The organism is Streptomyces sp. NPDC007983 (assembly GCF_042958345.1).
In the GTDB taxonomy this organism is placed as follows: Bacteria; Actinomycetota; Actinomycetes; order Streptomycetales; family Streptomycetaceae; genus Streptomyces.
Map to the genome: position 1 here is coordinate 398,017 of NZ_JBIBJI010000001.1, position 13,781 is coordinate 411,797.

The window sequence follows — 13,781 nt, forward strand, 5'->3', positions numbered from 1 at the left end:
CCTTCGTATCCCTCTCGTGCCCGGTGCCCCGGCCGGTCCGCGGTCCCTCAGGACCGGCGTGCGGCGCGTAGGTGGCCGGTGGCCGAGCTGGGCCGGTACGGGGCGGTGCCCTTGTACGTGGCGCGGTAGCCGTTGTGGCGCAGGTCGTCGTAGCGGAAGCGCGAACCGGTGCGGAGGGTGGCGTCGCACCGTGCCCTGCCCCGGGTGTTCGTGATCGCGGCGCACAGCTTGTGGGCTCCGGTGGAGTCGGTGAACGTCACCCTCTCCCCGGGCAGCGGTGCGCCGTCGGCGGTGGTCAGGGTGGCGGACACCCCCTTGACCCGCAGGGACGCGGGCGAGGTGTGCCGTTCCACGGTGGCCGCGCTCGCCTTGAGGCGGGTGGACGCGGGGTGCGACGGCGGGATGGCCAGACCGACCGGGCTGCTCAGCCCCGCGATGGGCACGGTGATCTGCCCGCCGCCGTCCGCGGGGATCTCCACCACGCGGTCGTTGCCGAAGTCGGCGATGAACAGGTTGCCGTACGCGTCGACCGCCAGCCCCTGCGGGGTGTTCAGGCCGGTGGCGGGGACGGTCGTCTGCGGGCCGCCGCCCCGGGGCAGCCTCACCACGCGGTCGTTGCCCGAGTCCGCCACGTAGAGGTTCCCGGCCCGGTCGAACGCGAGCCCGGTGGGCTCGGAGAGCCCCGCCGTGGGAAGGGTGCGCTGCGGCCCGCCGTCCACGGGCACCACCACGACGCGGTCGTTGACGAGGTCGGCGATGTAGAGGTTGTGGCGGGCGTCGAGCGCCAGGCCGTCCGGGTGGAGGAGGCCGGTGGTGGGCAGGGTGGTCTGTCCGCTGCCGTCCGCGGGGATCTCCACCACCCGGTCGTTGAAGCTGTCGGCGATGAACAGGTCGCCAGCGCCCTCGTCGCCCTCGTCGCCCTCGCCGTCCTCGTTGTCCTCGTTGTCCTCGCCGTGGCCGTCGCCGTCGCCGGTTTCGACGGCCAGGCCGATCGGGCGGGAGAGGCCGGTGGCGGGGACCGTGGTCTGGCCGCTGCCGTCGGCGGGGACCGTCACCACGCGGTTGTTGCCGGTGTCGGAGATGTAGAGGTCGCCGTCGGTGTCGAGAGCGAGGCCGGTGGGGCGGGTGAGACCGGTGGTGGGGACGGTGCTCTGGCCGCTGCCGTCGGTGGCGACCTTCAGCACCGCGTTGTCCGTGTACTCGGACACGTACAGCTGCGCGACATGCGGGGCGGGTGCCGGAGCGGCCGTGGCGGCGGCCGCCGAGACGATACCGGAGACGAGTCCGGCCGCACACAGCGTCAGGATTCCTGCCAGCGCGGTCAGTCGGTGCCGTACGGGAAAGCGGCTCATTCCACACCCACCTGTGGTTTCTGGACGGTCGGCCCATTGCCGTGACCCCGACATTAGGAACCCACCGCCCGCCCCGGTCCACACCACGCCAGCGGCCCGCCGGGATCCACCCGGGTGGCAGGCGCCGGAACGGCCGTATCCGAATTGCGCGGCGTCAGAAGACCGGCATCGCGGTCACGCTGCCCATACGCGCCAGGAAGACACGATTGCCCGCGCCCACCATCAACCAGTCGCCGGCCTGACCTCGCGAGTAGGCCCAGGCCTTCTCGCCCGTGTCCTTGTCGAAGACGGCGACGCCCTTCTCACCGAGGGTGTCCTGAGTGGCCCAGAGCGATGTGCCCTGCACCACCAGGGGTACGAGCTGCGGCACCGTGTCACCCTGCGTGTGCTGCGCCCAGTCGGTCTTGCCGTCCCTTTTGTCGCGGCGGCTGATCTCCGAGCCGTCCTGGGCGTAGAGGGCATCGCCGTCGATCGCCGGAGGCCCCCAGCCGCCCGTGCTCTTCGAGAGCTCGCTCTTCGCGGGCAGGGACCAGACCTCCTTCCCGTCCTTGATCTTGCGGGCCGTCAGGGTCGGTCCGCCCAGGTAGACGACTCCCTCCGAGACGGCGGGAGCGATCGGGGCGATCACCGTCGTGCGCCGGGACAGCTTCCAGGCCACCTTCCCGGTGCGGGTGTCGAGCGTGACCACCTTGCCGCTCTCCCCGCAGATCACCAGGCGTCCGCTACCGGCGGCCACCAGGGGTGGGGTAATCGTCGAGCACTCCACAGGCATGGGCACGGTCCAGCGAATGGCGCGCTCCGCGAGGTCCAGGGCGCCCAGACGGTCGATATCGGTGCTGTGTCCCGTGCTCGATGCCATGAAGTAGACGGTCTCCGCATCTGCTCCGATGACCCCGAGGGCCTCGGCGGACACCGTCCACTTCTTCTTGCCGGTGCCGCTGTCGAGCGCGAGCAGTTTCCCGTCGAGGTCGTCCTCGACGGTCACCACGAGGTCGTCCGAGGGCGCGGCGCAGCGAGCCTGCGAGCCGCATTCCACCGTCCACCTGCGGCTGCCGTCGGCCACGTCGTATCCGCCCAGGCTGCGGCTCGTCTCTTCCACCACCACGCGATCGCCCGCGACGACGGGAGCGGAAGCCATCAGGCTCGCGCCCTGCGGCCCCCACAGGCTGGGCGGTGCGGTTCCCTTCTCGTACTGCGAGGGCTTCAGCCGCTTGGCGTCCCACGGCTTGCGCGCCACCGCGGCCTCCTTCTCGTCCGCGATGGCGTTCCGCACCGCATCGCCGTCCTTGGACAGCAGCCACCACGCGGCCCCTCCCCCGCCCGCCGCCAGCACGGTGCCGCCCGCCGCGAGCGTGGCGATGAACTTGCGGCGGGAGGGCGCGGCCGGGTCGGTGGGGGTGCGTATCTCCGGGAAGGTGGTCAGCTGCTTCGCCGCCGCCTCACGCCGCTTGATCTCGGCGGCCAGCGACCCCAGCTGCCACACCCGCTTGGCCTTCGCCTTGCTCCCCGGCGGCGGGGCGAACGCGGCCGCGATCTGCTGCGGGAGCGGACGCTGGGCCGGGTCCTTGACGAGGCAGGGGCCGATGAGTGCGCGGATCGAGTCCGGTACCTCCGACAGGTCCGGCCGGCCGTGCACCACCGCGTACTGCACCGCCGCCACATGCCCGCCCTGGTACGCGCGCTCCCCGCTCGCCGCGTACGCCAGCACCGCGCCCAGCGAGAACACGTCCCCGGGCGGTCCGACGCGCTGCCCCATCACCTGCTCCGGCGCGCCGTAGCCCGGCGTGACCGGGATCTGCCCGGTGGAGGTGAGGGTGAGGCCATGCTCCGGGCGGGCGATGCCGAAGTCGATGACGCGCGGGCCCGAGGAGGTCATCACGATGTTGGACGGCTTGAGGTCGCGGTGGACCAGTCCGGCGTTGTGGATGTCCTGGAGGGTACGGGCGAGTTCGTGGGCCAGCTCCGCCACGCCCTGCTCGTCGAAGGGCCCCTGCTCCTCGATGGCGTCGTCCAGCGTGGGCCCGGCCAGGAACTCGGTGGCGATCCACGGCCGGCCGCCCTCGGTCCACGCCCCCAGCACGCGGGCGACTCCGGTGCTGGCGACGGCCTGCGCGGCCTGCGCCTCGCGGACGAAGCGCTGGGACATGTGCTCGTCGTACGCCAGCTCCGGGCGGAGCACCTTGACCGCGGCGGCCCGGCCGGAGCCGTCCCGCCCGAGGTACACCTTGCCCATGCCGCCCTCGCCCAGCACGCCGAGGAGGCGGTAGGGGCCGAGGCGGAGGGGGTCGCCGGATCCGAGGAGATTCATAGAGGGGAGTCTTCCTGCCGGTGATCCGGCTGCCATTGACGAAACGGGCTCACTCGAAACGGATGGCGCAGACGAAATCGCCACTGGTCCACGCCAGGGTCCCGGCCCGTTCGTGAGCCACGAAGCCGCTGTCGAAGTTTCCCGGGACGCGGAGCGTCCAGGCGACCTTGTGCGTCCGCAGATCGACGGCACCGATCTTCGCGTTGCCGTCGAGGGCGACGTAGGCGTACTTCCTGCCGATGACCGGCGTGACGTCGAGGTTGGGCACCGCGTCGCCGAACCCCGTCTCCCACAGCGGCTTTCCGGTGTCCGCCGCCACGGCGACGAGCCCGCGGGTGCCCTCGGCGACGTACACCACGCCGTCCTTCACCCCCGGCCTGCCGTACGGCCGGTCGTCTTCCGCGACGTCGCCCTTGTCGCGGCCCTTGCCGAACCCCCAGGCGACGTCCCCGTCGGAGATGCGGAACGCCATGAGCTGCCCGGTGCCGAAGTAGACGTGCTCTTCGTCCGCGACCAGCTGTCCCGGGCTGAGGTAGGAATCGTCGCCCGACTCCCTGAGCAGCTTGCAGGACCAGAGCGCCTCGCCGGTGCGGGTGTCGTGGGCACGAAGACCGTCTTTGTCGGGGATGTCGTCGAGAGCCCGGGTCAGCAGGAGTCGGTTCGCGGCGACGGCGGCGACGGTGTTGTCGTCGTAAGCCCTGGGGTTGTAGGAGCCCGAGAAGGGCCGGCGCCACAGCTCCTTGCCCGTGCCGAGACTGACGGCCAGCGTGTGCCAGCCTCCTTCGGCCTCGGTTCCGGTACCGGCATCGGTGGGGGTCGTGAACTTTCTGGCGATGAGGTACATCACGCCGTTCGCGACGAGCAGCGGATGTGCCTCCTCCGAGAAGGCCGCTTCGAATTCCGGGAACGGCCCCGCCGCGCGGCGCGGCTCGCCGTTTCCGGGGTCGATGGAGTGGACCGAGAGACCCCCCGCGGGCCCCTGCTCGGGTATGAAGGCGTAAGCCCGCCTGCCATCCGAGACGACCCGCCACCGGACCGCCCGGCCGTCCTGCAAGGTCTCCCACTCCCGGGTCCAGCGCTCCTCGCCGGTCTTCGCGTCCAGCGCGACCAGGCCGTTCTCGCACAGCACCAGGGTCAGGTCGCCCGCGGGTATCGGGAGGAAGTTCTCATCCGCCTTGTCGACCTTCGCCCACCACACCGCGCGCGACGGCACATTGGCCGGGCGGGGCTCCTTCCCCTCCGGCCAGGCGGACCACGCCCCCACCCCCGCGGCCGCCGCCCCGAGGGTCGACCCGCCGGTGAGGGTCAGGAACTTCCGCCGGGACATACGGGCCCCGGGTGCGGCGCCCGGCGCCACCGTGCCGGGCGGTGCGGGCAGCCGCTCCGGTTCGATCCGCCACACGTCCGTGGCCCGCCGGGCGATGTCCGCGAGCACGGTGTCGGGCAGCAGGTCCCGGAACGCCTCCGGGTCGTCCGGGAGGCGGGCGTCCAGCTCCCGGGCCAGCTCCGCGGTGCCGGGGCGCTGGGCGGGGTCCTTGCTGAGGCAGCGCGTCAGCACCGGCAGCAGGGCGGCCGGTACGCCGGTGAGGTCGGGTTCCGCGTACCGCACCCGGTACAGCAGGTCCGCCGCCTGGCCGCCGCCGAAGGGGCCGTGCCCGGTGGCGGCGAAGACCAGCACCCCGGCGAGGGCGAACACATCGCCCGCCGCGGTGTGTTCCCCGCCGATGGCCTGCTCCGGCGACATGAAGGCCGGGGTGCCCGCGGTCGCGCCCACCCGGGTCAGCCGGTCGTCGCCGAGGGCGCGCGCGATACCGAAGTCGATGACCTTGGGTCCGAGGTCGGTGAGGAGGATGTTGGACGGCTTGAGGTCACGGTGGACGACGTCCGAGCCGTGCAGCCGGCCGAGCGCGGCACACAGGGCGGCGCCCAGCGCCCGTACGGTCCGCTCCGGAAGCGGACCGCACACCGCCACCGCCTCGTCGAGCGGCGGGCCCAGCACATACTCGGTGGCCAGCCAGGGGATGTCGGCGAACGGATCGGCGTCCACGACCACCGCGCCGTACCGCCCTCCGATGACCCGGGCGGCGTCGACCTCCAGCCGGAAGCGGGTGCGGAACTCCGCCTCGGTGGCGATCCGCCCGTGCATGGTCTTGAGCGCGACCGTGCGCCCCTTCGCCGAGCGGCCCAGGTACATGTTGCCCATACCGCCGCCGCCGAGCCGGGCGATGAGCCGGAACGCGCCGAGCTGATCGGGGTCCTCATGGGTCAAGGGGTGAGCCATCAGACGGTCCCTCCGAGAGCGGTCGGCTCGTACGACGGGCCGCCCGACGCCTGCTCGTCGGCCGCATCCGTCTCCGCGGCCAGCAGCTCGGCGGACTGCCGGACGAGCGCCCCGATGACCGCACCGGGCAGCCAGCCGGGCCCGAGGGCCGCGACCGCCCCGCTTCCGGCCGGGGCCTCCTCCGTACGCGTCAGCTCCTCCAGCAGCCACCCGGCCTGCGGACGTGACGCCGGATCCCGGGCCAGGCACAGGGCGATCGTCCTGCGCAGCCCCTCGGGCAGTTCGCGGCGTTCCGGGACGGTGTGCCCGGTCGCGGCGTACGCCAGCACCGAGCCCAGCGCGTAGATGTCGCCCGGCGGCAGCGTCTGCCCGCCCGCGACCTGCTCCGGCGGCAGACTGCCCGCGCCCGACCCCGGTGGCCCCGACCGGTGGGCGCCGAAGCACGTCAGCCGCGGTCCGTCGGCGGTGAGCAGCACCGCGCCGGGCGAGATGCCACCGTGCGTCACGCCCCACGCGTGCGCGGCCGCCAGCGCCTCGGCGAGCGCGGCGCCCACAGCGCGGACGGTGCGCTCCGGCAGCGGCTCGCCGTGCGCGGCGAACGCGGCCGGGAGCGGCAGCGCGGGCAGGTACGGCGAGGCGTACCACAGCGCCTCGCCCGTCCCCCCGAGGTCCGCCACCGGCGCGATCCAGTCCCCGGACAACCGCCGCCGCGCGGCGTCCGCCTCCACCGCGAACCGCCCGGGGTCCGCGCCGGGCAGCGGCGTGCTGATCACGACCGTACGGTTCCCACCCGGCAGCCGCCCGATGAACCGCCGCTCCGGAAGGCGCCCGCCGTCGCCGCCGCCCTCCGTGTCGAACCGGGCCACGACGTCATACGGCCCGATCTGCCGCGGATCGTCCGAGCGCAGCGGTTCCATGACGTACGACTCCCCCTCACAACGCACAGGCGCACCAACCCTATGTCAGCGCCTCGGCGACAACCGCGCCGGTTTCGCGGGCCGTGAGGGAGGGACGCTGCGGCTAGTCGATCACCAACCCCTTGGCCTTCAGGACCGGTTCGAGGCCGCAGACCTCCATGACGCTCTTGCCGGAGCGGTAGGCGGCGATGAAGGCGTCCTCGGCCTCGACGCGTTCCTGGCACTTGGCGATGACGTCCGCCAGGTCCTCGTGGCGGACCACGACGACGCCGTCGGCGTCGGCGCGGACCACGTCGCCCGGGCGGATGATCTCGCCGCCGATCAGGACGGGTTCGGCCATGGGGCCGACGGTTTCCTTGACCGTGCCCTTCATGCAGACGCTGTACGAGAAGACGGGGAAGCCGAGTTCGCGCAGTTCGCGAGTGTCGCGGACGCCGGTGTCGGTGACCAGGCCGCCCAGGCCCTTGGCCACGCAGGCGTTGGCCAGGACGTCGCCGAAGGAGCCCGCCTCGGCGTATGCGCCGGCGGAGACGGTGATGACGTCGCCGGGGCGGGCGTGGGCGATGGCGACCTGGAGCATGATGTTGTCGCGGGGCGCGCAGCGCACGGTGAAGGCGGGGCCGCACAGGGACATCGCGGGGTCGACCGGCTTGATGGTCGAGTCCAGGGCGCCGAGGCGGCCCTGGGCTTCGTGGATGGTGGCGGCGGAGTAGGCGCTCAGCTGCTTCACCAGGTCCGGATCGGGGCGGTCGAAGGCGGTGTTGACGCGGATCATGTGACTCCCTCGGGAGGGTTCAGGAGAGTTCGGCGCGGGCGCGGGCCATGGCCTCACAGGCCGCGGTGAGGACGTCGTTCGAGGTGGCGAAGGAGATGCGGAAGTAGCCCGGCGAGCCGTACGCGGCGCCGTGGATCACCGCGACCGACCGCGACTCCAGCAGGTGGGCGGCGACGTCCTCGTCGTTGCGGATCTCCTGGCCGGAGGGGGTGCGGGTGCCGAGGAGGCCGGAGCAGTTGACGAAGGCGTAGAAGCCGCCGTCCGGCGGGGTGCAGAACATTCCGGGGATGTCGTTGATCAGCTTGACGACGGTGTCCCGGCGCGCCTGGTAGACGGTGACGGTGTCGTGGACGAAGCCCTGGTCGCCGCTGAGCGCGGCGGTGGCGGCGGCCTGGCTGATCGAGGAGGGGCAGGAGGAGATCTGGGACTGGAGGGTGTTGATGGCCCCGATCAGCTCGGCGTTGCCCGCGCCGTAGCCGATGCGCCAGCCGGTCATCGCGTACGTCTTGGAGACGCCGTTGGTGTAGAACACCCGGTCGGCGAGGCGGGGTTCGACCGCGGCGAGGCTGTGGACCCGGCCCGTTCCGTAGAAGATCTCGTCGTAGATCTCGTCGGTGAGCACGTGGACGTGCGGATGGGCGAGCAGCACCTCGGCGAGGGCGCGCAGCTCGTCGGCCGTGTAGACGGCGCCGGTCGGGTTGCCCGGGGAGTTGAGGACGACCCAGCGGGTGCGGTCGGTGAGGGCGGAGGCCAGCCGGTCGGGGGTCAGCTTGAAGCCGTCGGCCTCGGGGCAGGGGACGATGACCGGGGTGCCGTCGTTGGCCAGCACCATGTCCGGGTACGACACCCAGTACGGGGCCGGGATGACGACCTCGTCGCCCGCGTCCAGGGTGGCCATCAGGGCGAGGAAGATGATCTGCTTCCCGCCGCCGCCGACCGCGATCCGGTCGCCGGGGTAGTCCAGCCCGTGGCGCCGCCGCAGCCGGTCGGCGATGGCGGCCCGCAGCTGTGGGGTGCCGTTGACCGGGGTGTATTTGGTGGCGCCCTGCCGGATCGCCTCGATGGCGGCGTCCTTCACATGGCCGGGGGTGTCGAAGTCGGGTTCGCCGACGGTGAGATCGAGGATCTCCCGGCCCTGTGCCTTCAGTTCGCGAACCCGCTGGGCGGCCGCGGTGCTGGGCGAGGGTTTGATGCGGCCGACGCGCTGTGCGGTGCTCATTTCAGTCGGCCCTCCGCTCGAAGTTGAGCCCGCCCGGCACCTGGAAGGTGGGCAGGATCTCCATATGGCCGATGTTGACGTGGCGCGGCGAGGAGATGGCGAATTCGATCGCGTCGGCGATGTCCTCCGGCTTGAGCGATTCGTAGCCGTCGTAATACCGGCGCTGCGCCTCTTCCATGTCGCCGAGCAGCCGTCCGAAGATTTCGGTCTCGACCCGCCCGGGGCAGATTTCGGTGACGCGGATCCGGCGCCCGTATCCGTCCACCCGCAGCTGGCGGGAGAGGGTGTGCACGGCCGATTTGGTGGCGTGGTAGATGGTGTTTCCGCCGAAGTTGTAGACGGCGGCGATGGAGCTGATGTTGACGATGTGGCCGAGGTCGCGTTCCACCATGCCCGGCATGACGAGCCGCACCAGGTGCAGCACCGCCTGGATGTTGACGGCGATCTGCTCGTCGATGGCGAATTCGTCGGCGGTGAGGATGTTTCCGGTGCGGGACACCCCGGCGTTGTTGACGAGGATGTCGACCTGGAGGCCACGCAGTTCCTCGGTGAGCGCGGCGGTGTCGGTGATGTCGACGGCGTGCGGGACGCAGCCGGTGCGCCGGGCGAGGTCATCGAGCCGGGCGGCGTCGCGGGCGATGGCGTGGACTTCCAGGCCCTGCTTGGCCAGCCGCTCGACGACCACCGCGCCGATTCCGGTGGAGGCACCGGTCACCAGTGCGGTCTTGTAGTCGGAAAAGGGCATCGGGACTTCGCTCCTCTGTGGGGGCAGGTTTGACGGGACTACGCGTCGCGCAGCGGCATATGGGCCCGGTCCGAAACCCGGGATACGGCGATGAGCGTGCCGAGGGCGGTGACGACCGCGTAGAAGGCGGGCATGTTGGTGTTTCCAGTGCGGTCGATGAGATAGGTCATCAGCAGCGGCGCGGTGCCACCGAAGAGCGCCGAGGAGATGTTGTAGCCGAGGCCGTAGGCGGAATAGCGGACCCGGGTCGGGAAGAGTTCGACGAGCAGGATGTGGATGACGCCGGTGTGGCCCGCGAAGATGACGGCCATGACGCACGCGCCGAGAATCGCCAGCCCCACGTTGCCGGTCCCGATGAGCAGGTAACAGGGAACGCCCAGCGCGGCCATGGCGATCGCGGCACCCGACAGGACCTTCTTCCGCCCGATCCGGTCGGACAGGGCGCCCATGTACGGAATGGCGAGGGAGATGGCCACCAGGCTGGTCGAGGTGACGAGCAGCCCCTGCACCTTGCTGAAGTGCAGCTCGGTGCTCATGAACGTGGGCATGTAGCTGAACAGCACGTAGTAGCCGGAGCCGTTCATCAGCGGGATGAACAGGGCGAGCAGCATCGCGCGGCGGTGCTCGGAGGAGGTGAACGCCTCCTTGAGCGGGTTCTTCGCCAGTCCGCCTGCTTCCTTCAGCCGGTTGAAGTTCGGGGTGTCGCTGATGCGCTTGCGGATGTAGAGACCCGCGATCCCCAGCGGTACGGCGAGCAGGAACGGGATCCGCCAGCCCCACGACTCCATGGCGTCCGTGCCGAGGCCGCTGGTCATACCGGCGGCGATCAGCGTGCCGGTGAGCAGCGAGAGGAACGAGGCGATCTGGGCGTAGCTGGTGTAGAGACCGCGCTTGCCCTCGGGGGCGTGCTCGGCGAGGAAGCTCATCGCGCCCGACGCCTCGCCGCCGACCGAGAAGCCCTGGAGCACGCGGAGCAGGATGAGGAGGACGGGGGCGGCTATGCCGATGCTCGCGTACGTCGGCAGCACGCCGATCGCCGCGGTCGCGACGCTGATCAGCATGATCACGAAGACGAGCATGCGCTGGCGTCCGATGCGGTCGCCGAGGTGACCGCAGATGATCCCGCCGAGGGGGCGGAAGAAGAACGAGACGGCGTAGCCGAGGAAGACGAGCTGCACCTGCACCGCGTTGGACGCGTCGGGGAAGAAGACGGCACCCAGAGTGCCCGCCATGAAACCGAAGATGCCGTTGTCGTAGAGCTCGGCGAAGATCCCGACGCATCCGGCGAGGGTCACTTTCCGAGCGGTTCTCGGATCGACGACGTTGGGTGCCGGCTGGGCGGCGGCGACGGCGGTCATGATGTCTCTTTTCTGCAGCGGGGTCAGGCAGATGGGGGCGGATCACTCACCGTGGGGAGGGGGACGGAACGCGAAAGGGGAGGGGTGGAATACAGGGATGGAATGCAGGGGTGGAATGGCAGCGGGAATTCACACGGGGGACGGGACGGGCCGGGTGGCCGAGGGGGCGGGGATGCCCAGCTCGTCGAAGACGGTGCGGACGCGGGTGGCCAGGGCGCGGACGGCATGGTGCTGGGACCGGTACGCGGCCACCGCCTCGTCCACCGTCCGGTGCCGGAAGCGGACGGTCTGGCCGGGCCGGGCCTGCCCGAGCGCGGACAGACCGGTCGCGGTGACCACCGCGAGCACCGGATATCCGGCGGTGACACCGCGGCCTCGGTGCAGGACGAGCAGTTCCTCGCCCGCGGGCACCTCGACCGCGCCGACCGGCACCCCACGGGACAGCACCTCGCCGGTCGCCATCCGCCGCGGTACGTCGCCGCTCATCCGCAGCCCGATGTGGTTGCTCCGCGGGGTCACGGTGAACGGCGAGCGGAACAGCCGCTCGGCGGTGTCGCCGAACTCGGCGAGGTCGGGGCCGTCGGTCACGTCGATCGTCCAGGACTCGGCGAAGCGCGCCACCGGGGCGTGCACCCGGAACAGCGGGATGCCGAACACCGGGTGGTGGACCGGCGGGCAGGAGGTCCGCAGGGCCAGCTCGTCGCCGTCGCGCAGCGTGGGCCCGAAGCCGAGGATCGTGTCGGGGGCGCAAGAGCCGAGGAGGGACGGAGTGTCCACCGAACCGAGGACGGCCAGATAGACGCGCAGCCCCAGCCGGATGCCGCTGACGGCGATGGTCTCGCCCGCCCGGACCGGCAGCGGCTCCCACTGCGGGCGGGGCACACCGCCCACGGTGACGTCGGCGGGCGCGCCGGTGACGGCGATGAGGATGTCGGTGGACGGGGTGCAGCCGAAGTCCAGGGCGGTGATCTCCAGCAGCGGCGCGCCCTCGTCGTTCCCGGCCAGGACGTTGGCGACGCGGGCGGAGTGCTGGTCGAGGGCGCCGTTGACCGGCAGGCCGTAGCGGGAGTGGCCGAACCGGCCGAGGTCCTGCACGGTCGCCAGGCCCGCCCGGTGGACGGTGAGGGTGCCGGTCGCGGTGAGGGTGTCAGTCATGGCACGCCGCCAGGGGTGCGCCCGCGTGCTCGTCCCACTGCTCGGGGGCGATCGGTACGAACTGGAAAGTGTCCCCGGGCCGGTACGGGGTCAGCGGCCGGGCGTCGAGGTCGAGCACCCGCAGCGGGGTGCGGCCCAGCAGCGGCCAGCCGCCGGGGGACGGCATCGGGGAGATGACGGCCTGCCGTCCGGCCACCGCGATCGACCCGGGTACGACGCTGGTACGCGGCGAGGCGAGCCGGGGCACCGGGCGCGGGAACGCCGGGCCGTCCATCATCGGGGCGGCGGCCGGGGCGCCGAAGCAGCGGACGGTGAGGGGGGCGCGCGAGTGCAGCGCGACCACCTCGTCCTCGGTCAGCCCCAGCTGCCCGGCGACGACGGGCAGGTCGGGGCCGTACTCGCCGCCGTACACCACCGGGACGACGAAGCGGCGGGGCGCGGGCCCGGGGCGCAGGTCCTCGGCGAGCCTGCCGCTCTCGTACCGCAGCAGCCGGCGGAGGGTGGTGTGGTCGGTGGTGGCGCAGTCGAACTCGACGAGCAGCGTGTCGTACGTGGGCACGATGCCGTACACCCCGCCGGGGCGGGCGGCCTCGACCGCGTCGGCCAGGGCGTGGACGGTCTGCCAGGCCCGGTCCGGCGCCATCCCCGCGGCCTTGACCACGACGGCCGAGTCGCCGCAGTCCGCGATGGTGACCTCGCCCGCCATGTCAGGCGCTCCCGACAGCCGAGGCCTTGAGATCCAGGACCTCGGTGAGCGGCGCGATCCGCACCCCGGCGGTGAGCAGTTCACCGCGGATGCGGTGGGCGAGCGCGATGGCGCCGGGGGTGTCGCCGTGCAGCAGGACGGTGTCGCACGCGACGGGGAGGTCACGGCCGCCGACGGTGCGGAGCACGCCCTCGGTGACCATGCGGACCGTCCGTTCGGCGATCTCCCCCGCGTCGTGGAGCACCGCTCCGGGCTCGCTCCGGGGCACCAGCGTGCCGTCGTCGCGGTACGCCCGGTCGGCGATGCCGACGATGCCGACCCGCAGACCCAGCGCGCGGGCGGCGTCGGCCAGCTCGCCGTCCTGGGCCAGGACGATCAGGGACCGGTCGAAGGACGCCACGGCACCGGCGACCGCCTCCGCGTAGTCGGGGCGGGTCGCGACCAGGTTGCCGAGGCGGCCATGCGGCGCGATGTGCCGTACGCCGGTGCCGTGCGCGGTCGCGAAGGCGTGCAGCGCGCCCAGCTGGTACAGCGTGTCGGTGCGGATCTCGTCCGGGGTCAGATCCATCGCGCGGCGGCCGAATCCGACGAGATCGGGAAAACTGTGGTGCGCGCCCACCGCGACACCGATTTCGGCGCAGCGGCGGACGGTCGCGTCCATGATTCTCGGATCGCCCGCGTGGAATCCGCACGCGATATTGGCCGATGTCAGCACGTCGAGCAGTGCCTCGTCGTCGCCCATCGTGTAGGCGCCGAATCCCTCGCCGAGGTCGGCCACGAGATCGACGGCATGCTTCATGACGTCCTCCGAGAAAAAAGAAGAAAGCGGCTTCGTCGCTTCTTTGCGAGGGGGGAAATTCGCGTTTCGGTGAACGTAATCCGTACGGGAGATGGCGGCAAATATGCGTTGTGTGTGACGCGATCGCCTCTGGTTATGACCTGGGCCACACGCGTCGTCGGCCGCG

General features: G+C 71.8%; 11 protein-coding genes. All 11 read right to left on the reverse strand.

Going from position 1 to position 13,781, the window contains the following annotated elements:
- Nucleotides 1-47: 47 nt before the first annotated feature.
- The 11 genes from ACFZCY_RS01890 to ACFZCY_RS01940 all read right to left on the reverse strand — a co-directional run bounded on the left by ACFZCY_RS01890 (nucleotide 48) and on the right by ACFZCY_RS01940 (nucleotide 13,615).
- A complete protein-coding gene (locus ACFZCY_RS01890; RefSeq protein WP_391168604.1) occupies nucleotides 48-1,352 on the reverse strand; it encodes a hypothetical protein in 1,305 nt (434 codons plus the stop codon).
- Nucleotides 1,353-1,506: 154 nt separating this feature from the next.
- The gene (locus tag ACFZCY_RS01895; RefSeq protein WP_391168606.1) at nucleotides 1,507-3,660 is read right to left on the reverse strand and encodes a PQQ-binding-like beta-propeller repeat protein; all 2,154 of its coding nucleotides are present in this window, start codon (nucleotides 3,658-3,660) and stop codon (nucleotides 1,507-1,509) included.
- 49 nt (nucleotides 3,661-3,709) lie between these two features.
- On the reverse strand, nucleotides 3,710-5,941 hold the full coding sequence (locus ACFZCY_RS01900; RefSeq protein WP_391168608.1) for a PQQ-binding-like beta-propeller repeat protein: 2,232 nt from the start codon (nucleotides 5,939-5,941) through the stop codon (nucleotides 3,710-3,712).
- Nucleotides 5,941-6,858 (reverse strand): serine/threonine protein kinase, encoded by a 918-nt coding sequence (locus tag ACFZCY_RS01905; RefSeq protein ID WP_391168609.1) that lies wholly within the window; start codon nucleotides 6,856-6,858, stop codon nucleotides 5,941-5,943. The genes ACFZCY_RS01900 and ACFZCY_RS01905 overlap by 1 nt, the downstream gene beginning before the upstream one ends.
- A 103-nt stretch (nucleotides 6,859-6,961) precedes the next feature.
- Nucleotides 6,962-7,633, reverse strand: a complete 672-nt coding sequence (locus ACFZCY_RS01910) for a 4-carboxy-4-hydroxy-2-oxoadipate aldolase/oxaloacetate decarboxylase (protein WP_391168611.1) — start codon at nucleotides 7,631-7,633, stop codon at nucleotides 6,962-6,964.
- Between the two features lie 19 nt (nucleotides 7,634-7,652).
- A complete protein-coding gene (locus tag ACFZCY_RS01915) occupies nucleotides 7,653-8,852 on the reverse strand; it encodes an aspartate transaminase (protein WP_391168612.1) in 1,200 nt (399 codons plus the stop codon).
- Between the two features lies 1 nt (nucleotide 8,853).
- A complete protein-coding gene (locus tag ACFZCY_RS01920; protein ID WP_361473996.1) occupies nucleotides 8,854-9,597 on the reverse strand; it encodes an SDR family oxidoreductase in 744 nt (247 codons plus the stop codon).
- 38 nt (nucleotides 9,598-9,635) lie between these two features.
- Nucleotides 9,636-10,955, reverse strand: a complete 1,320-nt coding sequence (locus tag ACFZCY_RS01925) for an MFS transporter (RefSeq protein ID WP_361473999.1) — start codon at nucleotides 10,953-10,955, stop codon at nucleotides 9,636-9,638.
- A 129-nt stretch (nucleotides 10,956-11,084) separates the two neighbouring features.
- Nucleotides 11,085-12,110: a biotin-dependent carboxyltransferase family protein gene (locus ACFZCY_RS01930; RefSeq protein WP_391168614.1), complete on the reverse strand. Its 1,026-nt coding sequence runs from the start codon at nucleotides 12,108-12,110 to the stop codon at nucleotides 11,085-11,087.
- Nucleotides 12,103-12,816 carry a carboxyltransferase domain-containing protein gene (locus tag ACFZCY_RS01935; RefSeq protein ID WP_391168615.1) on the reverse strand — a complete coding sequence of 238 codons (714 nt, stop codon included), beginning with the start codon at nucleotides 12,814-12,816 and terminating at the stop codon, nucleotides 12,103-12,105. Before ACFZCY_RS01935 ends, ACFZCY_RS01930 begins: the two co-directional genes overlap by 8 nt.
- Before the next feature lies 1 nt (nucleotide 12,817).
- Complete coding sequence (locus tag ACFZCY_RS01940) at nucleotides 12,818-13,615, reverse strand: 5-oxoprolinase subunit PxpA (protein WP_391168617.1); 798 nt, start codon at nucleotides 13,613-13,615, stop codon at nucleotides 12,818-12,820.
- Nucleotides 13,616-13,781 lie beyond the last annotated feature (166 nt).

Coding starts and splice junctions, on each gene's coding strand:
- ACFZCY_RS01940 (WP_391168617.1), bottom strand. CDS start 13,615: ATGAAGCATGCCGTCGATCTCGTGGCCGACCTCGGCGAGGGATTCGGC.
- ACFZCY_RS01920 (WP_361473996.1), bottom strand. CDS start 9,597: ATGCCCTTTTCCGACTACAAGACCGCACTGGTGACCGGTGCCTCCACC.
- ACFZCY_RS01900 (WP_391168608.1), bottom strand. CDS start 5,941: ATGGCTCACCCCTTGACCCATGAGGACCCCGATCAGCTCGGCGCGTTC.
- ACFZCY_RS01915 (WP_391168612.1), bottom strand. CDS start 8,852: ATGAGCACCGCACAGCGCGTCGGCCGCATCAAACCCTCGCCCAGCACC.
- ACFZCY_RS01925 (WP_361473999.1), bottom strand. CDS start 10,955: ATGACCGCCGTCGCCGCCGCCCAGCCGGCACCCAACGTCGTCGATCCG.
- ACFZCY_RS01905 (WP_391168609.1), bottom strand. CDS start 6,858: ATGGAACCGCTGCGCTCGGACGATCCGCGGCAGATCGGGCCGTATGAC.
- ACFZCY_RS01935 (WP_391168615.1), bottom strand. CDS start 12,816: ATGGCGGGCGAGGTCACCATCGCGGACTGCGGCGACTCGGCCGTCGTG.
- ACFZCY_RS01930 (WP_391168614.1), bottom strand. CDS start 12,110: ATGACTGACACCCTCACCGCGACCGGCACCCTCACCGTCCACCGGGCG.
- ACFZCY_RS01890 (WP_391168604.1), bottom strand. CDS start 1,352: ATGAGCCGCTTTCCCGTACGGCACCGACTGACCGCGCTGGCAGGAATC.
- ACFZCY_RS01910 (WP_391168611.1), bottom strand. CDS start 7,633: ATGATCCGCGTCAACACCGCCTTCGACCGCCCCGATCCGGACCTGGTG.
- ACFZCY_RS01895 (WP_391168606.1), bottom strand. CDS start 3,660: ATGAATCTCCTCGGATCCGGCGACCCCCTCCGCCTCGGCCCCTACCGC.